At 61.1% G+C, this 19,839-nt stretch carries 17 protein-coding genes; 11 read left to right on the forward strand and 6 right to left on the reverse strand.

Features of this window, described 5'->3' with window-relative positions; all coding sequences use genetic code 11:
• The first annotated feature begins 150 nt into the window (after nucleotides 1–150).
• On the forward strand, nucleotides 151–891 hold the full coding sequence (locus AB2L51_RS08105) for a YfdX family protein (RefSeq protein ID WP_395581969.1): 741 nt from the start codon (nucleotides 151–153) through the stop codon (nucleotides 889–891).
• A gap of 89 nt (nucleotides 892–980) precedes the next feature.
• Here the strand turns inward: AB2L51_RS08105 and ccmB are convergent, their stop codons facing one another.
• Together ccmB and ccmA are read right to left on the reverse strand one after the other, a co-directional pair.
• A complete protein-coding gene (gene ccmB / locus AB2L51_RS08110; RefSeq protein WP_395581968.1) occupies nucleotides 981–1,649 on the reverse strand; it encodes a heme exporter protein CcmB in 669 nt (222 codons plus the stop codon).
• Nucleotides 1,646–2,284, reverse strand: coding sequence for a heme ABC exporter ATP-binding protein CcmA (ccmA, locus tag AB2L51_RS08115; RefSeq protein WP_395581996.1), 639 nt, complete (start codon nucleotides 2,282–2,284; stop codon nucleotides 1,646–1,648). The genes ccmB and ccmA overlap by 4 nt, the downstream gene beginning before the upstream one ends.
• Nucleotides 2,285–2,584: 300 nt before the next feature.
• Between ccmA and acnA the strand changes: the two genes are divergently transcribed.
• The 4 genes from acnA (at nucleotide 2,585) to AB2L51_RS08135 (ending at nucleotide 8,830) form a co-directional block, all read left to right on the forward strand.
• A complete protein-coding gene (gene acnA / locus AB2L51_RS08120) occupies nucleotides 2,585–5,278 on the forward strand; it encodes an aconitate hydratase AcnA (RefSeq protein ID WP_395581967.1) in 2,694 nt (897 codons plus the stop codon).
• Nucleotides 5,279–5,342: 64 nt separating this feature from the next.
• The gene (locus AB2L51_RS08125) at nucleotides 5,343–6,104 is read left to right on the forward strand and encodes an amino acid ABC transporter ATP-binding protein (protein WP_395581966.1); all 762 of its coding nucleotides are present in this window, start codon (nucleotides 5,343–5,345) and stop codon (nucleotides 6,102–6,104) included.
• On the forward strand, nucleotides 6,104–7,663 hold the full coding sequence (locus AB2L51_RS08130; RefSeq protein ID WP_395581965.1) for an ABC transporter substrate-binding protein/permease: 1,560 nt from the start codon (nucleotides 6,104–6,106) through the stop codon (nucleotides 7,661–7,663). Before AB2L51_RS08125 ends, AB2L51_RS08130 begins: the two co-directional genes overlap by 1 nt.
• A gap of 249 nt (nucleotides 7,664–7,912) precedes the next feature.
• The gene (locus AB2L51_RS08135) at nucleotides 7,913–8,830 is read left to right on the forward strand and encodes a LysR family transcriptional regulator (protein ID WP_395581964.1); all 918 of its coding nucleotides are present in this window, start codon (nucleotides 7,913–7,915) and stop codon (nucleotides 8,828–8,830) included.
• Between the two features lie 48 nt (nucleotides 8,831–8,878).
• Here AB2L51_RS08135 and AB2L51_RS08140 read toward each other — a convergent pair whose 3' ends face one another.
• The 3 genes from AB2L51_RS08140 to AB2L51_RS08150 are packed head-to-tail and all read right to left on the reverse strand — an operon-like array spanning nucleotide 8,879 to nucleotide 11,758.
• A complete protein-coding gene (locus tag AB2L51_RS08140) occupies nucleotides 8,879–9,844 on the reverse strand; it encodes a hypothetical protein (protein ID WP_395581963.1) in 966 nt (321 codons plus the stop codon).
• A gap of 55 nt (nucleotides 9,845–9,899) precedes the next feature.
• Nucleotides 9,900–11,174, reverse strand: coding sequence for an AAA family ATPase (locus AB2L51_RS08145; RefSeq protein WP_395581962.1), 1,275 nt, complete (start codon nucleotides 11,172–11,174; stop codon nucleotides 9,900–9,902).
• Complete coding sequence (locus tag AB2L51_RS08150; RefSeq protein WP_395581961.1) at nucleotides 11,171–11,758, reverse strand: hypothetical protein; 588 nt, start codon at nucleotides 11,756–11,758, stop codon at nucleotides 11,171–11,173. Before AB2L51_RS08150 ends, AB2L51_RS08145 begins: the two co-directional genes overlap by 4 nt.
• A 262-nt stretch (nucleotides 11,759–12,020) precedes the next feature.
• Between AB2L51_RS08150 and rimP the strand changes: the two genes are divergently transcribed.
• Genes rimP through rbfA form a run of 5 tightly spaced genes read left to right on the forward strand, consistent with a single transcriptional unit; the run spans nucleotide 12,021 to nucleotide 17,987 of the window.
• Nucleotides 12,021–12,599, forward strand: coding sequence for a ribosome maturation factor RimP (gene rimP / locus AB2L51_RS08155; RefSeq protein ID WP_242005496.1), 579 nt, complete (start codon nucleotides 12,021–12,023; stop codon nucleotides 12,597–12,599).
• 30 nt (nucleotides 12,600–12,629) lie between these two features.
• Complete coding sequence (gene nusA / locus AB2L51_RS08160; protein ID WP_275177382.1) at nucleotides 12,630–14,177, forward strand: transcription termination factor NusA; 1,548 nt, start codon at nucleotides 12,630–12,632, stop codon at nucleotides 14,175–14,177.
• 14 nt (nucleotides 14,178–14,191) lie between these two features.
• Nucleotides 14,192–14,842: an RNA-binding protein gene (locus tag AB2L51_RS08165; protein ID WP_086646147.1), complete on the forward strand. Its 651-nt coding sequence runs from the start codon at nucleotides 14,192–14,194 to the stop codon at nucleotides 14,840–14,842.
• Entirely contained in the window at nucleotides 14,839–17,523 is a 2,685-nt protein-coding gene (infB, locus tag AB2L51_RS08170; protein WP_395581960.1) for a translation initiation factor IF-2, read from the forward strand. The genes AB2L51_RS08165 and infB overlap by 4 nt, the downstream gene beginning before the upstream one ends.
• Nucleotides 17,520–17,987 (forward strand): 30S ribosome-binding factor RbfA, encoded by a 468-nt coding sequence (gene rbfA / locus AB2L51_RS08175; RefSeq protein ID WP_166113729.1) that lies wholly within the window; start codon nucleotides 17,520–17,522, stop codon nucleotides 17,985–17,987. Before infB ends, rbfA begins: the two co-directional genes overlap by 4 nt.
• A gap of 103 nt (nucleotides 17,988–18,090) precedes the next feature.
• Here rbfA and AB2L51_RS08180 read toward each other — a convergent pair whose 3' ends face one another.
• Nucleotides 18,091–18,552, reverse strand: a complete 462-nt coding sequence (locus tag AB2L51_RS08180) for an Lrp/AsnC family transcriptional regulator (protein WP_086646187.1) — start codon at nucleotides 18,550–18,552, stop codon at nucleotides 18,091–18,093.
• Nucleotides 18,553–18,680: 128 nt separating this feature from the next.
• Here AB2L51_RS08180 and alr point away from each other — a divergent pair, with 128 nt between their 5' ends.
• Nucleotides 18,681–19,826, forward strand: a complete 1,146-nt coding sequence (gene alr / locus AB2L51_RS08185; protein WP_395581995.1) for an alanine racemase — start codon at nucleotides 18,681–18,683, stop codon at nucleotides 19,824–19,826.
• Nucleotides 19,827–19,839 lie beyond the last annotated feature (13 nt).

Genomic DNA, 19,839 nt, shown 5'->3' on the forward strand with positions numbered 1-19,839 from the left:
AGGAGGGGTTTTTCTTTTCTGCCCAGCCTCACCCCCTGCCGTAAAGGCAGCCCTGTATTGTGTGTGCAGCCCTTTGCAGATGCTCCGATGCGCTTAAACATTACCCCCGATACAGGCTCATGATCAGGGGTCTGGATAAAGGGAGTTATCATGACACGAATGGGTATGCTGCTGGGTACGGTTCTGGTGGCAACAACTGTTGCAACACCTTTGTATGCACAGCAGGCGCAGTCTGGTGCCGCAGCGTCCAGCACGATTGCACAGTCCGCCGCCACGCAGGACTTCAGCCGTCTTTCCGATGATGGCAGCATGGCGTTCGAATATCTGACCCTCGCACGGAGCGCCATTTTTGATGGTGATCTGGTCGGGGCCAAGGCGCTTATCGCCAATGCCCAGCAGGCACTGACCACGGCCCGCTCGGACAATACCGCCTTCCAGAAGGCCGCCGCTGAACTGATGCCGAGCAAAACCGGCCAGTCCCGCCCCCGCTCCGCTGCGCCCACAACGCAGCAGGTGGCGTGGCTCCCTATTGATGGGGAACTGGTCCTGAACGCCAATACAGAAGAAACACCGGAAAAAACCGCCGTTGTGGCCGCTGCCAACCGGCACCTCAAATCCGGCAACCCCGCCCGTGCGGCTGAAGTGCTGCGCGTGACCAGCGTGGATGCGGATTATGTGATTGCCGCCGTGCCGCTGGAGCAGGTGACGCAGGACGTGGCCCGTGCCGCCAAGCTGATCGGCAAAGACCCCTACAAGGCGAGCGAAGCGCTGCGTGATGCGCAGGAAGCCGTGCGTTATGCCTCGGTGGATATTCAGGCCGCGTCCAACCCGGCAACAAACGCCAAAGCCGCTCCGGCTCCGGCGGCCCCGGCTGCTGCTCCGGCAAAATAAGCAGACAGGCCGGCCCGCTGTGCCGGACAGGTTAAAAAGAAGGGGGATGGCCACAACATGGTCGCCCCCCCTTCTTTTTATAGTGTGGCTTACTCCGCTGCTGCGCGTAATCCGGCCCCTGCGGCAAGGGGGCAGAGCGGGAGCGTGCCTGCAACAAATGCACCCAGCAGTTCAAGGTCTGGCTGCCAGGGCAGGCCGTTGGCGGCTGCGTCTATGGCGGCCGCGCCAAAAATAAGGGCAGGTGTTGCCAGAGGCAGGGTCAGCAGGGGGAGCAGCACGCCACCCCGCCGTGCACCCAGAACAATGGATGCGCCCATCCCCCCGATAAGCGAGAGCACGACAGACCCCAAAAACAGCCCCCCCAGCAGCACCGGCAGGGCGGACGAGGGCAGCCCCAGCATGACCGCAAGCGGAACCGCGGCCAGCAGCAGCGGTACGCCGGTTGTCAGCCAGTGAGCTGTTATCTTGGCCAGTGCCACCAGTGCGGGCGGCAGGCCAAGCAGGAGCAACTGGTCCAGAGAGCCATCTTCCAGCTCCGCGCCAAACAGGCGGTCCAGCGGCAAAAGGGCGGCCAGCAGGGCGCATACCCAGATAATGCCCGGTGCCATATGGCGCAAAAGCTCGGGCGAAGGGCCAAGAGCCAGCGGGAACAGTGTTGCCGTCACCACAAAAAACAGCACGGCCCCCAGCGTGTCCGCCCCGTGGCGCAGCGCCAGCCGCAGGTCCCGCATGACAATGCCCCAGAACAGCCGGTTCATGCGTAGTCTCCCTCAAACGCGCCAAAGGGGCGGGGGTCGGCGGCACCGGGCAGGTCCAGTGCGCAGGTGTTGTCCAGTGGCAGGGGAACATGGGTTGTGGCGATCAGGATTCCGCCGCGCGCACGGTGGGCCGCCATGGCGCGGCCCAGCAGGGTTATGGCGGCCGAATCCAGTCCCAGACTCGGCTCGTCCAGTAGCCAGAGCGGTGCCTGCGCCAGCAGAACGCGGGCAAGGGCGGTGCGGCGCTTCTGCCCCGCAGAAAGCAGGCGTGCGGGCAGATCGGCCAGTGCGCGCAGGTCCATGGCCTCCAGCGCTTCGCTCAGGTCTGCGCCGGGGCGGGTGAACAGGTGCAGGTTTTCGCTCACGCTCAGGCCGGGTTTTAGCGCGTCCTGATGGCCAATATAGGCCACGCGCTCCGTATGGGCGGCGCGGTCATCAAAAATGGACTGGCCATTCCATGTCAGTTGCCCCGAATCCGGTTTGCGCAGCCCGGCCAGCACACGCAGCAGGGTGGATTTGCCCGCGCCGTTGGGGCCGGTCAGCAGCATGGCGTCCCCCGCATGCAGGGTCAGGCTTACGCCGTCGAGCACCAGACGGTCCCCGCGAAACACGCAAAGAGAGTCCGCCTCCAGCACCGTGCCGCTGGGGGTGGGGGGGCCAGATGGGGTTCTGGCACGGGGTTCAGACTGGCTCACGGAGATGGGACTTCTCCTTTTTGTTACCGTAATAACACAAAAAGCGGGAGTGCTCGCGCGGTCGTGGTCATTCCCCCGCTTGTGCCTTTTATTAGTGCCGGTATGTTCTAGCCCCAACGGGATATCAAGCCGGTTGTCCGAAGAGCGGACACGCACGCAACGCCGTGCGGAACAATACGGAACACAACGGTGTCCTGAACGCATCACCAGCCATCGGCTGTGATCGGGGAGAAAGCGACGATGAAATCGGTTGGCCACGACTCACTCAAAACAGGCCGCACCCTTGAGGTTGACGGCAAGACCTACCACTATTTTTCCATTCCCGAAGCGGCAAAGACCATTGGCGACGTAAGCCGCCTGCCGGTTTCGCTCAAGGTTCTGCTGGAGAACATCCTTCGGTTCGAAGATGCGCGCTCCTACAGCGTGGAAGACGCCAAATCCATTGCTGGCTGGCTGCCCAAGGGCAGCAGCTCCAAGGAAGTGCCCTTCAAGCCTTCGCGCATTCTTATGCAGGACTTCACGGGGGTTCCCGGTGTTGTGGACCTTGCAGCCATGCGCGACGGGATTGTCAACCTCAAGGGCGACCCGCAGAAGGTCAACCCGCTGGTGCCGGTCGACCTTGTGATCGACCACTCCGTGATGGTGGACTTTGCCGGGACCGATGAAGCCCTGCAGGAAAACATCACCCTTGAGTTCGAGCGCAACGCGGAACGCTATGCCTTCCTGCGCTGGGGCCAGGAAGCGTTCGAGAACTTCTCCGTGGTGCCGCCCGATACGGGCATCTGCCATCAGGTGAACCTTGAATACATCGCGCAGGTGGCATGGACCGCCAACGTGGGTGGCAAGGACTACGTGTACCCCGATTCGCTTTACGGCACGGACAGCCACACGACCATGATCAATGGTCTGGGCGTTCTGGGCTGGGGTGTTGGCGGGATCGAAGCCGAAGCCGCCATGCTGGGCCAGCCCATTGCCATGCTTATCCCCGATGTGATCGGCTTCAAGCTGGTTGGCAAGCTGCCCGAAGGCGCTACGGCCACCGATCTGGTGCTGACCGTAACCCAGATGCTCCGCAAGAAGGGCGTTGTTGGCAAGTTTGTGGAATTCTTTGGCCCGGCTCTGGACCACCTGCCCGTTGCCGACCGTGCCACCATTGCCAACATGGCCCCCGAATACGGCGCAACCTGCGGCTTCTTCCCCGTGGACGAACTGACGCTGGACTTCCTGCGCCAGACCGGCCGCGACGAACACCGCATTAAACTGGTCAAGGAATACCTGCAGGCGCAGGATATGTTCCGCACCGAAAAAACGCCCGAACCCGTGTTTACGGATGTGCTGGAACTGGACCTGAGCACGGTTGTGCCGTCTCTGGCTGGCCCCAAGCGTCCGCAGGACCGCGTGGAACTGAAGAACGCCACCACCGCGTTTGAAAAAGAACTGACCTCCTCCCTTGGTGTTCCCGCAGCCGAAGCCAACAAGAAGGTTCCGGTCGCTGGTACCAATTACGAGCTGGGCAGTGGCGATGTGGTCATTGCGGCCATTACCTCGTGCACCAACACCTCCAACCCGGCGGTGCTGATTGCTGCTGGTCTGGTGGCCCGCAAGGCGCGCGCTCTGGGCCTGACCCCCAAGCCGTGGGTCAAGACCTCGCTTGCCCCCGGCTCGCAGGTTGTGACCGACTACCTCAACCGCTCCAACCTGACCGCAGACCTGGACGCCATGGGCTTCAACACGGTTGGTTACGGCTGCACCACCTGCATCGGCAACTCCGGCCCGCTGCCCGGCAACATTGTGGACGCGATTGAAAACAACAACCTGGTTGCTGTTTCCGTCCTGTCCGGCAACCGTAACTTTGAGGGGCGTATTTCCCCCAACGTGCGCGCCAACTATCTTGCCAGCCCGCCGCTGGTGGTTGCCTACTCGCTGCTGGGCACCATGCGGCAGGACATTACCACAGCCCAGCTTGGGACTTCCAAGGATGGCAAGCCGGTGTACCTGAAGGACATCTGGCCTTCCAACAAGGAAATTGCCGACCTGATCGCCTCGTCCATCACGCGCGAAGAGTTCATCAAACGCTACGCAAACGTGGGCAAGGGCACCAAGGAATGGCAGGGCCTCAAGGTTGCCACCGGGTCCGAAACCTACAAGTGGGACCCCAAGTCCACCTACGTGCAGGACCCCCCGTACTTCAAGAACATGGCGGTTGAGCCCACGGCTCCGGGCAACATCAGCGGTGCGCGTATTCTGGCCCTGCTGGGTGACAACATCACCACCGACCATATCTCTCCCGCTGGTTCCATCAAAAAGGACAGCCCTGCTGGCCGCTACCTGATCGAACACGGTGTGGAACCCAAGGACTTCAACTCCTACGGGTCCCGCCGCGGGAATGACCGGGTGATGGTGCGCGGCACGTTCGCCAACATCCGTATCAAGAACGAAATGGTGCCGGGCACCGAAGGGGGCTATTCCAAGCACTACCCCGACGGCAAGGAAGGCGCGATTTACGACGTGGCCATGGAATACAAGGAAGCGGGCGTGCCGCTGGTTGTCTTCGGTGGCAAGGAATACGGTATGGGCTCCTCGCGCGACTGGGCTGCCAAAGGCACCCTGCTGCTGGGCGTCAAGGCCGTGATCGCGGAAAGCTTTGAACGTATCCACCGTTCCAACCTTGTGGGCATGGGCGTTCTGCCCCTGCTGTTCAAGGAAGGTACAACCCGCCAGACCCTGGGTCTGAAGGGGGATGAAGTGATCAGCATTTCCGGAATTGACAAACTCACGCCTCGTATGGACGTGATTATGACAATTACAAGAAATGACGGTTCCAAGCAGGAAGTACCGCTGCTTTGCCGGGTCGATACTCTGGACGAGGTAGAGTATTATAGGCATGGTGGCATCCTTCAGTACGTCTTGCGAGGGATGACGAAAGCTGCCTGAGAACTTATCCGTTCAAGGTGAACGTCTTAATGCCGGCCCGGTGCAAACCGGGTCGGCTTTTTCTATGAATGACCCCGTGGTTCTGAGTGCGGAACGGTTGCACAAGGACTTTGGCGAAGGGGAAGTCCTGTGTGGTGTGTCCATGCAGGTTCGCAAGGGGGAGCTGGTGTCCATCATCGGTCCTTCGGGTTGCGGCAAATCCACCTTCCTGCGGTGTCTCAATTTTCTGGAAATACCTGACCGTGGCACGGTAACGGCCATGGGGGTGACCATTGCGCGCAATGGTGGCCCGTGGCGGAGCGCGGATGAGCATATGGCCCATCGGCTGCGGACCCATGTGGGCATGGTGTTCCAGAGTTTTAATCTGTTTCCACACCTGAGCGTGCTGGATAACGTGATGCTGGCCCCCCGTGTGGTCAAAGGTGGTAACGCCGAAGCTGACCGGGAAGAGGCCATGGCCCTGCTGGAAAAAGTGGGGCTGGCCAAGGTGGCGCAGCGTTACCCTGTTTCGCTCTCTGGCGGTCAGCAGCAGCGTGCGGCCATTGCCCGCGCTCTGGCCATGCGGCCCGAGATCATGCTGTACGACGAACCCACCTCCGCGCTGGACCCCATTGTGGCCGAGGAGGTGCTTAACGTCATGCGCACACTCGATGATGAGGGCATGACCCAGATTATCGTGACCCATGACATGCGCTTTGCCGAAGTCGCGTCCGATACGGTGGTGTACATGGACGGCGGGCATGTGGTTGAGGCCGGTCCGCCAGAAGTCCTGTGCGTGAACCCCGAACATGAACAGACCCGCCGCTTTATGAGGACCGTCCTGTGATGAAGACCGCACAGCCCCGCCCTCGCCGCCTGCCGGGTGTCCTGTCTGGCCTGTTTGCAGCGCTGCTGGTGCTGGCAGCCGCCCCCGGCGCAGCTCCGCTTGCCCATGCGCAGAGCAGGCCGTTCCACTGGGCAGCCGATTCCTCGGCCGATGTGCCCTACACGTTCCATGACCTCAAAGACCAGAACAAGCTGACGGGCTTTGAATATGACCTGATGCAGGAACTCAGCCGCCATATGGGCGCGCCGCTGGACTTCATCAACAACGACTGGGACGGGCTTATTCCCGGCCTGCAACGTGGCCTGTACGATATGGTCATCTGCGGGATCGAGATAACCGATGAACACGCTGAAGGCATTGACTTCAGCATCCCCTATTACGTGACCTCCGAACGGCTGGTGGTGCGCCGCAAGGGCAGGCAGTTCACCACACTGGCGGATCTTGAAGGGCACAAGGTTGGTACAATCAAGGATACGCAGGCCGAGCGTATGCTGACCAACAACACCAAAATATCCCTGAGCACCTATGACGAAGAAACAGATGCCTTCATGGATCTGGTCAATGGACGCACGGATGCCATCCTGATCGACGGCCCCATTGCCAAATATTACGGGGACACCAACCCCGCCCTGCATATTGTGGGCGAGCCCATTGGCCGGGTGCAGTATGGCATTGCCTTTGCCAAGGGTAAGAACACGGACCTGCGCGAGCGGGTGAACGCAGCACTGCTGGCCATGCAGCAGGATGGCAGCCTGCACCATATTCTGGTGCGCTGGGACCTGTGGACGCCAGAAATGGCGCAGCTCACCAACGACCACACCCAGCCCAACGTAACCCCCGCGGCATGGAACAACTATGTGGCCGAGTTGCAGGGCAAGGGCGGGTTGCGCGTCAGGCTTGAGCGTTATGCCGGTTTTGTGCCTCAACTCGTCAGAGCGGCAGGGCTGACCCTGCTGGTCTCTCTCTGCGCCATGGTTGTTGCGGTTGCACTGGGGCTGGGGCTTGCGCTGCTGCGCCTGTATGGTCCGCGCCCGCTGGCATGGTTTGCCACAACCTATGTAGAGCTTGTGCGCGGCACACCACTGCTTATTCAGGTGCTGTTCATTTTCTATGGCCTGCCTGAATTTGGCATCAGCATGTCCCCCTTTGTGGCCGGTGTGGTCAGCCTTGGGCTGAACTACGCGGCGTATGAGGCGGAAAACTACCGGGCCGGTCTGCAATCGGTGGCCCATGGGCAGATGGAAGCAGCCCTTGCCCTTAACATGACCCACCCGCAGGCCCTGCGTTATGTGCTGGTGCCGCAGGCGTTCAGGCTGGTCATGCCGGTCATGACCAACGACTTTATCTCCCTGCTCAAGGATTCGTCTCTGGTCAGCGTGATAACCCTGACAGAACTGACACAGACCTATATCCGCCTGTCCTCTGCCTATTTTGACTATTTCGGTACGGGGCTTATGGTCGGTGCCGCCTACCTGCTGCTGGGTCTGCCCTTTGTGCGTCTGGCGCGTCTGGCGGAAAAACGCCTTGCCATGCCGCATACCCGCCACCGTCAGGGGTAAGGGGTTGCGGTCGTGTCCATGGCGTGAATGCGTTATGGGCATGGCCGCTTCTTGCTCAGTCCATGTTGTATCAAACCTGACCTTGCTGCAATAAGGGGGGTGATAAACTCGTAGCCTGACACAGCATGCTGGTTACAGGGCGGGATGGTTGGTGGCCTGGTTTTCGGCATACCCGGAACTGTCTTGCCTGTTGTTGTCGGCAGCACTGGAGAGGGCTAGCCGCCTACACAGGAAACGGTGCCGACCTCCATGGATCTTCTTTCCGCACTTCACAGTTTTGTGCGTGTTGCCGCTACAGGCTCATTTTCCGCCGTCTCGCGCGAGACGGGGGTCAGCCAGCCAACAATTTCGCGCCATATTGCCTTGCTGGAGGCGCATTACGGCACCACGCTGTTTGCGCGTACCACCCGCAGCCTGACCATGACCGAGGACGGTCGCAGCCTGCTTCCCCATGCCTATGAAGTGCTGGAAATACTGGAAACGGCAGAAACCGTTCTGGGCCGCAGGCGTGCTTCGGTTTCCGGTCTTGTGCGGCTGGGTGTGACCACCGCCTTTGGCCTGTGCCTGACGCGCAGGATGGGCGAACTGCTGGACCGCCACCCCGATCTGTCGGTGGAGGTGGTCATGCGCGACTCGTTTGGAGATCTGGTGGAAGAAGGGCTGGACCTGGCCGTACGCGTGGGCGAAATTGCCGAAGGCACGCTCATCGCGCGCAAACTGGGGCTGGTGCACAAGTGGCTGGTGGCGTCTCCCGCCTGTCTGGAACGCCACAACACGCCCGAGCACCCGCGCGCGCTCACCGAATATCCCGGCGTTGTCTATAATTACGGTTCCAGCCGTCTGGACTGGAATTTTGAGCGGGATGGGGAGGAAAGTGTGATTGTCCCTACCGCCGTGTTTCGCGCCAATAGCAGCGAAGCCGTGATGTATGCGGTGGAAGCGGGCATTGGTGTTGGTCTGCTCCCCGCTTTTCAGGTGCGGGATGCGGTGGCCAGTGGGCGTCTGGTGCGCCTGTTCGCGGACTGGAACATTCCCGGCCTGCCTTTTTACGTCGTGCATACCGGCCCGCGCACTCTGCCACTGCGGACCCGCACGGTTATGGATTTTCTGGTCGAGGTTTCAGCCGACCTGCTGCGCGATGGCGGGGCCTTATCCCCCGTTCTGTAAAGGGGCAAAATGGGGCAGGCCATGGTCTGGAGTCATGGCCTGCCCGACCTAGCCGTGAAAGGCCGGGTCCATGGCTTCCGCCGGGGAGGGAGCGTTCGGCGTCAGCCTGCTTTCAAACCCGCGCTGGAGGGTGGGCACCCAGCCACGTAGCCAGCCATTGGTGCGTTGCACAAAATCCGTGACCGCAGCCGAGTCGGTCATGCCCGCGCGGGACCAGTTCTCCGGCTCGCCGGGCACACGGCGGGTACCTGTTCCGGCCGGGCTGAGCAGCGTATGCACGCTCATAAAATCCACACCCGTGCCGGATTTGCTTTTTTCCACCAGATTCCAGCCTGCATCGACCAGAATAGGGGGCAGGTCAAAGCCCATGATGGTCAGGCGCTGCACGGCGGGGGGAATGTACATCTGGTCACTCAGGAGTGCCTGCAGGGGCTCGTTGGAGGTCAGGAACAGATTGTTCACCACCCGTATGGGAGTGGTCATCCAGCATATGCTCCGGTTGCCGTCCTGCGGGGCTGCCTCGTTCATGAAGTTGAAGGAACTGTGGCATTGCGCCTGAATCATGTTCATGGCGGCAAGGGGAAGGGACTGGGTGGTGGCCTGCGCAATGATCAGCCCGGTGACAATGCCCTGAGCGGAGCGGACATAAAGGGTCGTCAGTACTTCCCCGTGAGCCACATCGTCCTGAAAGTTCACAACCGGGTGCCATTTGCCCGCAGGCAGGGGAAGCTGCCGCCCGGCAAAAACAACCAAGCCTTCAAACTGCGCATCCATGGGGGGGATGGAAACCGTGCGCTGGTCCTCATCAGGGTGCAGGGCATCGCTCGCCTCGGTGCCACCGAGGGAGGAGGGGAGCATGTGCCGAATCTTGCTGCTGAGCGCGCCATAGCCCGGCACGCTGGAGGTTAGCCACGGGGCCGGGAACAGAACGGACAGTGTGCCGCATACGCCTGCGGTTATCAGTGCGGTGCGCCATAACGGGGCACGGTGCCACAGGCGGGTAAAAGCGGTCATGCGGTAGCCTTGGTTGTGTGGGCGGCGTCAGGGAGCGGCTTGGCCGGGTGGCGGGTCAGGGGGTCAGGCGGGCATGCAGCCCGTCATCGCGGTTGTCGGCCACTTTGGCGACAACCGTGCCATCGTCCTCCTTGAGCAGCCGGACCATGGTAGCCCCCTGCTGGCGGGCAATAATAAGGGACTCGCTGATCATGTCCTCAATGGAGCGGACCAGATCACGCGCGGAGGCCGCATCCCCCATGCGGCTCTGGCGGCGCATGACATCGACCAGCAGGGAGGCGTCAATCCCGCTGGTTTCCACCTTCAGGCCGTAGCCTTCGATCATGGCTTCAATTTCCAGCGCGCCAACACGGGCAATATCCAGCCCACGCAGGGTGCGGAAGACAAAAATACGGTCCAGACGGTTCAGCACTTCGGGGGCAAAGCCAGCCTGCCGCAGGGCCTCGACCGATTCGGCACGCATGCGGTCGGGGTCATCATGCAGGCGGTCGGCAATTTCGGTCAGGGCATCGGTGGCAATGTTGGAGGTCAGCACAAAAATGGCCCGCACGGTGGAAATCTGCTGCCCGGTGGAGGCCTCCGTAATGTGGCCGTCGTTCCATGCGGTCAGGAATTTCTTGAACACGTCGGGGTGGGCTTTTTCAATTTCGTCCAGCAGCACCACGGCATCGGGCTTTTCCTTCAGCCCGCCGGTCAGCTTGCCGTAGGTGTCCGAGCCGACATAGCCCTTGGGCGAGCCAAAAAGCTGGGTGGCGGCGTGGGGGCTGCTCATCTGCGTCATATCAAAATGCAGCAGGGGGCGTTCGAGCTGGCGGGCCATCTGCTTGGCCAGATAGGTTTTGCCCGTACCCGGAGGCCCGGCGAGCAAAAAGATGCCAACCGGCTTGCCACGCACCTGAAGCGCCAGACGGCGGCGGAGCTGGACGGCAATATCCTCGCATACCTGATCCTGCCCGATCACGCGGGCACGCAGGTTTGCGGCCAGTTCCTCGGCGTCTATGGTGGTTTCGCGCTGTTCACGCGCAAGCATTTCTTCCAGTTCGGCGCGATTGGTCAGTCTGGCAAGAACGTCCATGATGAACCCCCGTCGGCGTAGTAGCCCTTTGCGGGCCAGATGTTCGGCCCGAGTTTCAAACAGCAGTCCCGCAACACTCAGCACAAGGCCGGATGCCGCCAGAACAGGCCAGGCAGATGCACACCATTGCAGCACATGGGCTACGGAATGCAGGGAAAGATGCAGGCTGAGCGCGATCTGGATGCTGGCGAGCACCAGAAAAATCACCATCATCAGCGGCATCAGCCGGTTGAGTGCGGGGAGCAGACCCTTCATTGCGCGATCACCGTAAGTGCAAGGGTATCCCCCTGTTTATAAAGAACGGGCAGGGGCATGGGGCCAAAAACCGTTATGGCGCCGCTGCCGATCCCCGCCGGGCCGGGTGGGGCTGTGGGGATAATGTCCACATGCCCGCTCATGCTTATGGGCAGGATAACCGTTGTTGGTCTGGCCGTAAGCCCTACACTCTGCTGCCATGGGCCGCAGACAAGGGTAATTATGCCGCCAGCCCCCGTGGCATCATAGACCGGCATGGCCACCAGCCGCACATCCCGCCGTTTGACAGCGGCCAGAATATCCGCCTGCTGCCGGGCGGAAAAGCTGGAGCCCGCCAGTGCCTGCGCCGCATTCTGCGGGGCAATCACATTCAGGGGCAGCCCCATGCGCTGGGAGTCGTCGCTAGTGGCGGACTCGGCACCCAGAGCCGGGCCGGAGGTGTTTTTGCCTGCGCCATAAAAATGCAGCCCCGCCCCCGCCATCAGCACACAGGCCGCCATGCCAATAAGCCCGAGCCGTAGATTGGGGGATTTTTCAGCCGTCTGGGGTTGAGGCTGCCATGCCGGGTCCGGCTTGTTCTGCATGATAACGGTCAGCCTCCTTAGCCTTGGTAATGGAGCGTTGCAGATATGTCGCAGCCAAAGCAATAAAAGCACGTCTGTGGGTTGGCGCAATGCGCAAAACTGGTCCTGCGATAATTTATTTTTTATGGTCAGCCGTGCACAAACAGGGGGGAGGCGGTTTCTACCCTTGCAGTCTGTGCCTTTGTGCACTAGACAAAGCATCATCCTTCTCAATTTGAATGACGTTTCGGGGGGTGGCCTTAGAAGGGCCGCCTTTTTTGCTTTGGACAAAGATATTTCTGCCCATTCCGGCCTTGAGGGCCGCCTGCTCGCACTGATTGCTCCTGCCGTAGAGGAAATGGGGTACGAAATCGTGCGCGTGGCAGTGCTTGGACGTGAGCGCCCTACGGTGCAGATCATGGCCGACCGGGCGGACGGAATGTTGATCAATGTCGAGGATTGTGAGCGGATCAGCCACGCGGTAGGCGCTGTGCTGGACGTGGAAGACCCCATTCCGGGGGCATGGACGCTGGAAGTGTCCTCCGCCGGAATCGACCGCCCGCTCACACGTGCCAAGGACTGGACCCGTTTTGCAGGGCATCAGGCCAAGGCGGAAGTTCTGGTCCCCATTGAAGGGCGGCGTCGTTTTGCCGGTATTTCTCTGGGGTCTGATGGAACAGTGGCCCGTATGCGCCTGGACGACGGCACGGAAGTGGCTCTGCCACTGGCCGAAATCCGCAAGGCGCGACTGGTGCTGACCGATGCGCTGATTGAAGACAGCGCCCGTATGGTACAGCCTGCAACGGATGCAGGTGTGGAGCAGGATGGCACAAAAGAGCCGCCCGCCTCCCGGGTACATTGATAAAGCTGCCTGTTTTGGAGAGCTGAGAACATGGATACCTCCGTTTCCCGTCCTGAACTGCTGCTGGTGGCAGACGCTGTTTCACGCGAAAAGGGCATTGACCGTGAAGAGGTTCTGGAGGCCATGGAGCAGGCCATCCAGAAGGCTGGTCGCGCCAAATACGGGCATGAAAAGGACATTCGCGCCACAATCGACCGTCGGTCGGGCGAGGTTCGCCTCTCCCGCTGGACAGAAGTTGTGGATCAGGTGGAGAATGAGGATGCACAGATCTCTCTCTCCATCGCCCGCAAGTTTCGCCCCGAAATTCAGGTTGGCGAATATCTGATCGACCCGCTGCCCCCGATTGATTTCGGGCGTATTGCGGCCCAGACCGCCAAGCAGGTTATTGTGCAGCGTGTGCGTGAATACGAACGCAAACGCCAGTACAATGAGTTCAAGGACCGCGTGGGCGAGATCGTCAACGGCACCGTCAAGCGGACCGAATACGGCAACCTGCTGGTTGAAATCGGCTCTGCCGAGGCGCTGCTGCGCCGTGATGAGCTGATCCCGCGTGAGACGTTCCGTAACTCCGACCGTGTGCGCGCCTACATCTACGATGTGCGTGATGAGCCGCGCGGTCCGCAGGTTTTCCTGTCCCGCACGCATCCGGCCTTTCTGGCCAAGCTGTTTGCGCAGGAAGTGCCCGAAATTTACGACGGGATCATCGAAATCAAGGCCGTGGCCCGTGACCCCGGCTCCCGCGCCAAAATGGCCGTGATCTCGCGCGATGCCTCCATTGACCCGGTCGGGGCCTGCGTTGGTATGCGCGGCTCGCGCGTGCAGGCTGTTGTGGCCGAACTGCAGGGCGAAAAAATCGACATTATCCCCTGGAGCCCGCAGGCCGCGACCTTTGTGGTCAACGCTCTGGCTCCGGCTGAAGTCAGCAAGGTGGTGATGGACGAGGAAGCCGGGCGCGTTGAAGTTGTGGTGCCTGATGACCAGCTCTCCCTCGCCATTGGTCGGCGCGGGCAGAACGTGCGTCTGGCCAGCCAGCTGACCCGTTGGGACATTGATATCCTGACCGAAGCGGAAGAATCCGAACGTCGTCAGGAAGAGTTCCGTCGCCGCAGCGGCCAGTTTGTCGAAGCGCTGGACGTGGATGACGTGATTGCTGGCCTGCTGGTGACCGAAGGCTACCATAGCATCGAGGAACTGGCTTTTGCCGACCCCGATGAGCTGGTGGGCATTGAAGGCTTTGACGACTCGGTGGTGCAGGAACTGGTCCAGCGCGCCGAAGGCCATCTTGTCCGGCAGGAAGAAAAGCTGGATGAGCGCCGTCAGGAGCTTGGTGTTACCGACGATATTGCAAATATGGGTGTGTTCACCAACCAGATGCTTGTGACTCTGGGCGAAAAGGGTGTAAAAACTCTGGACGACCTTGGTGATCTGGCTGGCGATGAGCTGGTCGAAATTCTGGGGGCGGATGCCATAGAAGAAGACGCCGCCAATGAGATCATCATGGCAGCGCGTGCGCACTGGTTTGAGGGTGAAGAGGGTGCAACCCCTTCCTCCACGCCAGAAGGCGGGGCGGGCGTCTGAGGCCTTGATACAGGGTGGGTGGTGATTTCTTGCCAGCAGCAGAAGAGAAGGGCAGCCTCCGCAGGTGCGCAGTCACGCGGGAGGAAGGCATTCCGGCTCAGATGGTGCGGTTTGTTATCTCACCCTCATCCATAGTCGTCCCTGATTTGGACGCGCGTCTGCCGGGACGGGGAATATGGTTGAGTGCCCGCCGGGATGTGATAGAACAGGCCAGCAAACGCGGCGTGTTCGCACGTTCCGCGCGGATGCAGGTCAAGGTGCCGGAAGATCTTCTCTCTCAGGTGGAAGTGGGTCTGCACCGGCGGATGATAGAAGTGGTTGGGCTTGCGCGCCGCGCTGGTCAGGCCATTAGTGGCTTCGTTAAGGTGCGCGAATGGGTTATGCAGCGTCGTGCTGCTGTTATCGTTCACGCATCGGACGGAAGCAGGGAAGAACTGGACCGCCTGATTTCAGGCGGGCGGGATATTCCTGTCGTTGATGCGTTGTCGTCTGAAGAACTGGCTAAGGTTTTCGGGCGTGAACGTGTTGTGAATGTGGCGCTGGCGGCCGGCGGGCTGGCTACGCGTCTTTGTTGTGAAAACAGACGTTTTGCGGGGGTGGCCGTTGGCGATCCCCGGGTCTGCCGGACCTTTCCGGCGGATGGGTGTGAACAGGCGGGTCAATGAGCGAAGGCAAGGATCAGGATCAGGGTAAGGGGCGTTTGTCCCTTCGGCCGGCAGGGCGTCCGGAGGTCGGACGGACGGTTGATGCCGGGTCCGTGCGGCAAAGTTTCAGTCATGGCCGTTCAAAGGTCGTGCAGGTGGAAGTGCGTAAAAAACGTGGTCCGTCCCCGGCTGGCGCTGGTGGGCGCTCCGGCGGTTCCCGTGCAGGTGGCGGCCGTACCCTGACCGCAGCCGAACTGGCCATGCGCCAGCGCGTGCTTCAGGAACAGAAGCAAGAGGCGGAAGACGCCGAACGGCGTGATGCCGAGCGGCGCGAAGCCGAGAAGATTCGTATTCTTTCCGCCGCTGAGGAAGCGCGCCGGAAGGAAGAGGAAGACAGACGTCTGGCTGAAGAGCGCGCCGCTGAAGAAGCCGCAGCGACCGATGCCGAGCGCAAGGCCCGCATTGACGCGATCAAGCCGATCGAAGTCAAAGCACCTGTCGTGTCTGCCGTGCCAATCCCTGGTGAAGTCACACTCGCACCTCCTGCGGGGCGTCTGCGTCCGCTGGCTGAGCGTGCGATCATGCCTGCCAAGCCGCTCAAGCCTGCTGCTCCTGCACGCACGCCAGCTGCTGCCCCCGCTGCTCCCGAAGCGGAAAAGGACGTCAGTGCCGCCCAGACCCTGCGCCTGCGCAGCGGCCGTGGTACGGAAGGCGAGGAAGAACAGCGCCGTGGCCCAGCCCGTAACAAGGCCGTGCCGCCCCGCAAGAACAGCAGCGGTCGCAAGGGTGAGACCGGTGGTGGCCGCCGCGCAGGCCGGATTGACGTGCAGGCCGCGATTGAGGGGGATGACGACAAAACCCGCTCGCTCGCATCCGTACGCCGCCAGCGTGAGCGTGAGCGCCGTCAGGCCGAGCTGGAACGCCTGCGTTCCGATCAGGTCAAGGTCGTGCGTGACGTTATCCTGCCCGAAACGATTACGGTGCAGGAACTGGCCAACCGTATGGCCGCCCGTCAGGGTGAAGTGATCAAGGCGCTCATGAAAATGGGTGTTATGGCCACCGTAACCCAGAGCATTGATGCCGATACGGCGGAACTGGTGGTGGAAGAATTCGGCCACCGCGTACGCCGCGTTTCCGAATCGGATGTGGAACTGGGTATTGAGGGCGTGGAAGACACGACCGAAGATATGCTGGCCCGTCCGCCTGTGGTGACCATCATGGGGCATGTCGATCACGGCAAGACCTCCCTGCTGGACGCCCTGCGCACAACGGACGTGGCAGCGGGTGAAGCCGGCGGCATTACCCAGCATATCGGGGCGTATCAGGTTACGCTGGAATCCGGTGCCAAGATCACCTTCCTTGACACACCCGGACATGAAGCCTTTACGGCCATGCGTGCCCGTGGCGCGTCCATTACGGACGTGGTGGTGCTGGTGGTTGCCGCCGATGACGGCGTGATGCCGCAGACGATCGAGGCCATCAAGCACGCCAAGGCTGCCAATGTGCCCATGATCATTGCCATCAACAAGATGGACAAGCCCGGCGCCAAGCCTGACCGTGTACGTCAGGACCTGTTGCAGCACGAGATCGTGGTTGAATCCATGGGTGGTGACGTGATGGACATTGAAGTGTCCGCACGCCAGCGCACAGGGCTGGACAAGCTGGAAGAAGGCATTCTGCTTCAGGCGGAAATTCTGGAACTTCAGGCTAACCCAGACCGTGCCGCCGAAGGTGCTGTGATTGAAAGCCGTCTGGACCGTGGTCGCGGTTCCGTGGCGTCCGTGCTGGTGCAGAAAGGTACGCTGCGCAAGGGTGACATTGTGGTTGCCGGTGCAGAATGGGGCCGTGTGCGCGCTCTGGTTGATGACCGTGGTCGTCAGGTGGAAGTGGCTGGCCCGTCCATGCCGGTGGAAATTCTCGGCCTGTCCGGGGTTCCCGCTGCTGGTGCGCCGTTTGTGGTCGTGGAAAACGAAAACCGCGCACGTGAGATTTCCGAGTTCCGCCAGCGCAAGCTGAAGGAACATCAGGTGGCCGGGCAGGTTGCGGCCCGTGGCACGCTTGACCAGATGCTGGCCCGTATTCAGGCCGGTGTGCAGAAGGAAGTCTCCGTCCTGATCAAGGCGGATGTGCAGGGTTCGGCCGAAGCGCTGCAAACCACGGTGCTCAAGCTGGCTAACGAAGAAGTGGGCGTGCGCGTTCTCAACGCCTCGGTTGGCCAGATCACGGAAAGTGATGTGCAGCTTGCCAAGGCGTCGGATGCGGTCATTATTGCCTTTAACGTGCGTGCAACCTCTCAGGCGCGGCTTCTGGCCCAGCGTGAAGGGGTGGACATCCACTACTATTCCATCATCTATCAGGTGGCGGACGACGTGGAACTGCTCGTACGTGGCAAGATGGCGCCCAAGCATCGTGAAAAGTTCCTTGGCTATGCCGAAATCCGCAAGGTTTTCGAAATCAGCAAGGTTGGCAAGGTGGCCGGTTGCTTCGTGACCGATGGCGTTGTCAAACGTGGCTGTGGCGTACGTCTGCTGCGTGATGGCGTGGTGATCCATGAAGGGGATTTGAGCCAGCTCAAGCGCTTCAAGGACGACCAGAAGGAAGTGACCAAGGGTTACGAATGTGGTCTTTCCTTTGCAGGCTATAACGATCTGCGCGAAGGCGATGTGGTGGAATGCTTTGAAAGCGAGTTAATTCCAGCATGAGTCGTCGCCACGGATCAGGCAGTAAAACAGGGGGACCGGCAGACTATCTTGCCGGTTTTTCCTCATCTGGAGGCCCATCGCAGCGGCAGTTGCGGGTAGGCGAAGAAGTGCGGCGCGTTCTGGCTGAGCTGTTTGCGCGCACCACTTTTCGCGACCCGGACCTGTCCGATGTTGCCATTACCGTGACCGAAGTCCGGCTTGCGCCAGACTTCAAGCATGCCACTGTTTTTGTCACACGGCTGGGGCGCAGCGATGTTGCGGCCCTTCTGCCCGGGCTTAAGCGGGTGGCCCCGTGGCTGCGCACCCAGCTTGCTCACAAGCTGAGCATACGCACGGTGCCCGAACTGCACTTTCAGCCCGATACGGCGCTGGATACGGCCATGCATGTGGATTCGCTCCTGCGCCTGCCAGAAGTCCAGCGTGACCTTGGCAAAGCAGGCAACGACCAGCCGGATGAAGATTAAGGTCTGGCTGGCAGCCTGTCATGGCAAAGAGCTTTTAAAAAACCTGCCAGGGAAAACTCTGGCAGGTTTTTTTTGAGCCTGAGCCTGAGCCTGAGCCTGAGCCTTACCCGCCCGTCTGTGCTTTTTCCTGCTGAACAACGGGGCGGATGGCAAAATTGCTTTGAATGCGCACAACACCGGGCATGCGGGATAATTCTTCCTTATGGATGCGCTCGTAATCTTGCATGTCGCGCGCTTCCACCCGGAGCAGGTAGTCGGCGTCTCCCGTCATCAGGTAGCATTCCTTTACGTCGGGGCATTCGCGGATGCGGCTTTCAAAGCGGCGGAGGCATTCTTCTGTCTGGCGTTCGAGTGTGATCTGCACAATCACCGTGGCGACAGGGGGTGCGTTGCGGCGGGCGATAATGGCCTGATACCCGCGTATAACCCCTTCTTTTTCCAGCATTTTTACCCGCCGCAGGCAGGCCGAGGGGGAAAGCCCTATACGCTCGGCCAGTTCGGCGTTGCTCAGGCGGCCATCATGGCGCAGGTGGCGGAGAATGGCCTCGTTAATGCGGTCTGGCATGATCTGTCTTTTGTGGTTTTTTGGCGCAATATTATGCAAAAATAAAAAGCAAACGCCCCGATCATGCACCACAATGGCAGGATATGCCATAAAGAGTGGGGTAAAATTCTGATACCGTAACAGAACGGATAGATGTCGTGACCCAAGCTCCCACCCCCACGCACGCTGGCTGGCCCGCACAACGCGCCGGAGCGGTGCTGAGCATCAATCTGGATGCGGTAGCCCATAATTACCGTCTGCTTCAGGCCCGTGTGCCCAACGCGGTCTGTGCGGCTGTGGTCAAGGCCGACGCCTATGGGCTGGGAGCGGCACAGGTTGCCCCCGCGCTGGCGCAGGCCGGGGCCACGCAGTTTTTTGTTGCTCATGTGGACGAGGGGCTGGCCCTGCGCCCGCATGTGGGGGCGCAGGCGGGCATTACCGTCCTGCACGGCCCCCGGCCTGATGCGGTGGAAGCCTGTCTGGCGCATGGGCTGCGCCCGGTGCTAAACAGTGTGGAGCAGATTGGCTGGGTCCGTGCGGTGGCGCAGGCGCAGCAGCGGCGCGTGGGTGTTGTACTGCAACTGGACACGGGCATGTCCCGCTTTGGCCTGTCCGCGCAGGACGTGGCGGATATTGCCGCCAACCCCGCCGTGCTGGACGGGCTGGACGTGCAACTGGTCATGAGCCATCTGGCCTGTGCGGATGAGCGGGCGAACCCTGCCAACGCGGAGCAGGCGGCCCGTCTTGTGGCCTATGCCGCCCGGTTGCCGGTTTCTGCCCCGCTCAGCCTTGCCGCATCCTCCGGGGTATTTCTGGGACCGGATTACCATTTTGGCCTCGTGCGCCCCGGTGCCGCACTGTATGGCGTGGCTCCCCAGCCGGGCGAGCCGAACCCCCTGCGCCCGGTTGTGGGGCTGAAGGCCCATGTATTGCAGACCCGTGCCCTCAGCAAAGGGGACCGGGTCGGTTACGGGCTGACATGGCGGGCTGAAGGGCCATGCCGTGTGGCGACCATTGCCGTAGGCTATGCGGATGGTTTTGTACGCGCCCGCGCTAATGGCCTTGTGTGGTTCGGGGGGCGGCCCCTGCCCATACTGGGCCGTATTTCCATGGATTCCATGACCGTGGATATTTCCGCCATTCCGCCGGGCCAGCTTGAGGCCGATGGCATGGTGGAACTGCTGAGCGACACATACGGCGTGGACGACGTTGCCCGCGCTGAAGGGACGATCGGCTACGAAGTCCTGACATCGCTCGGGCATCGCTATCATCGCAATTATATACGGACTGCCTGAGGGCAGAGCAGCA

The sequence above is a fragment of the Acetobacter fabarum genome (assembly GCF_040702925.2).
GTDB lineage: Bacteria > Pseudomonadota > Alphaproteobacteria > Acetobacterales > Acetobacteraceae > Acetobacter > Acetobacter fabarum_B.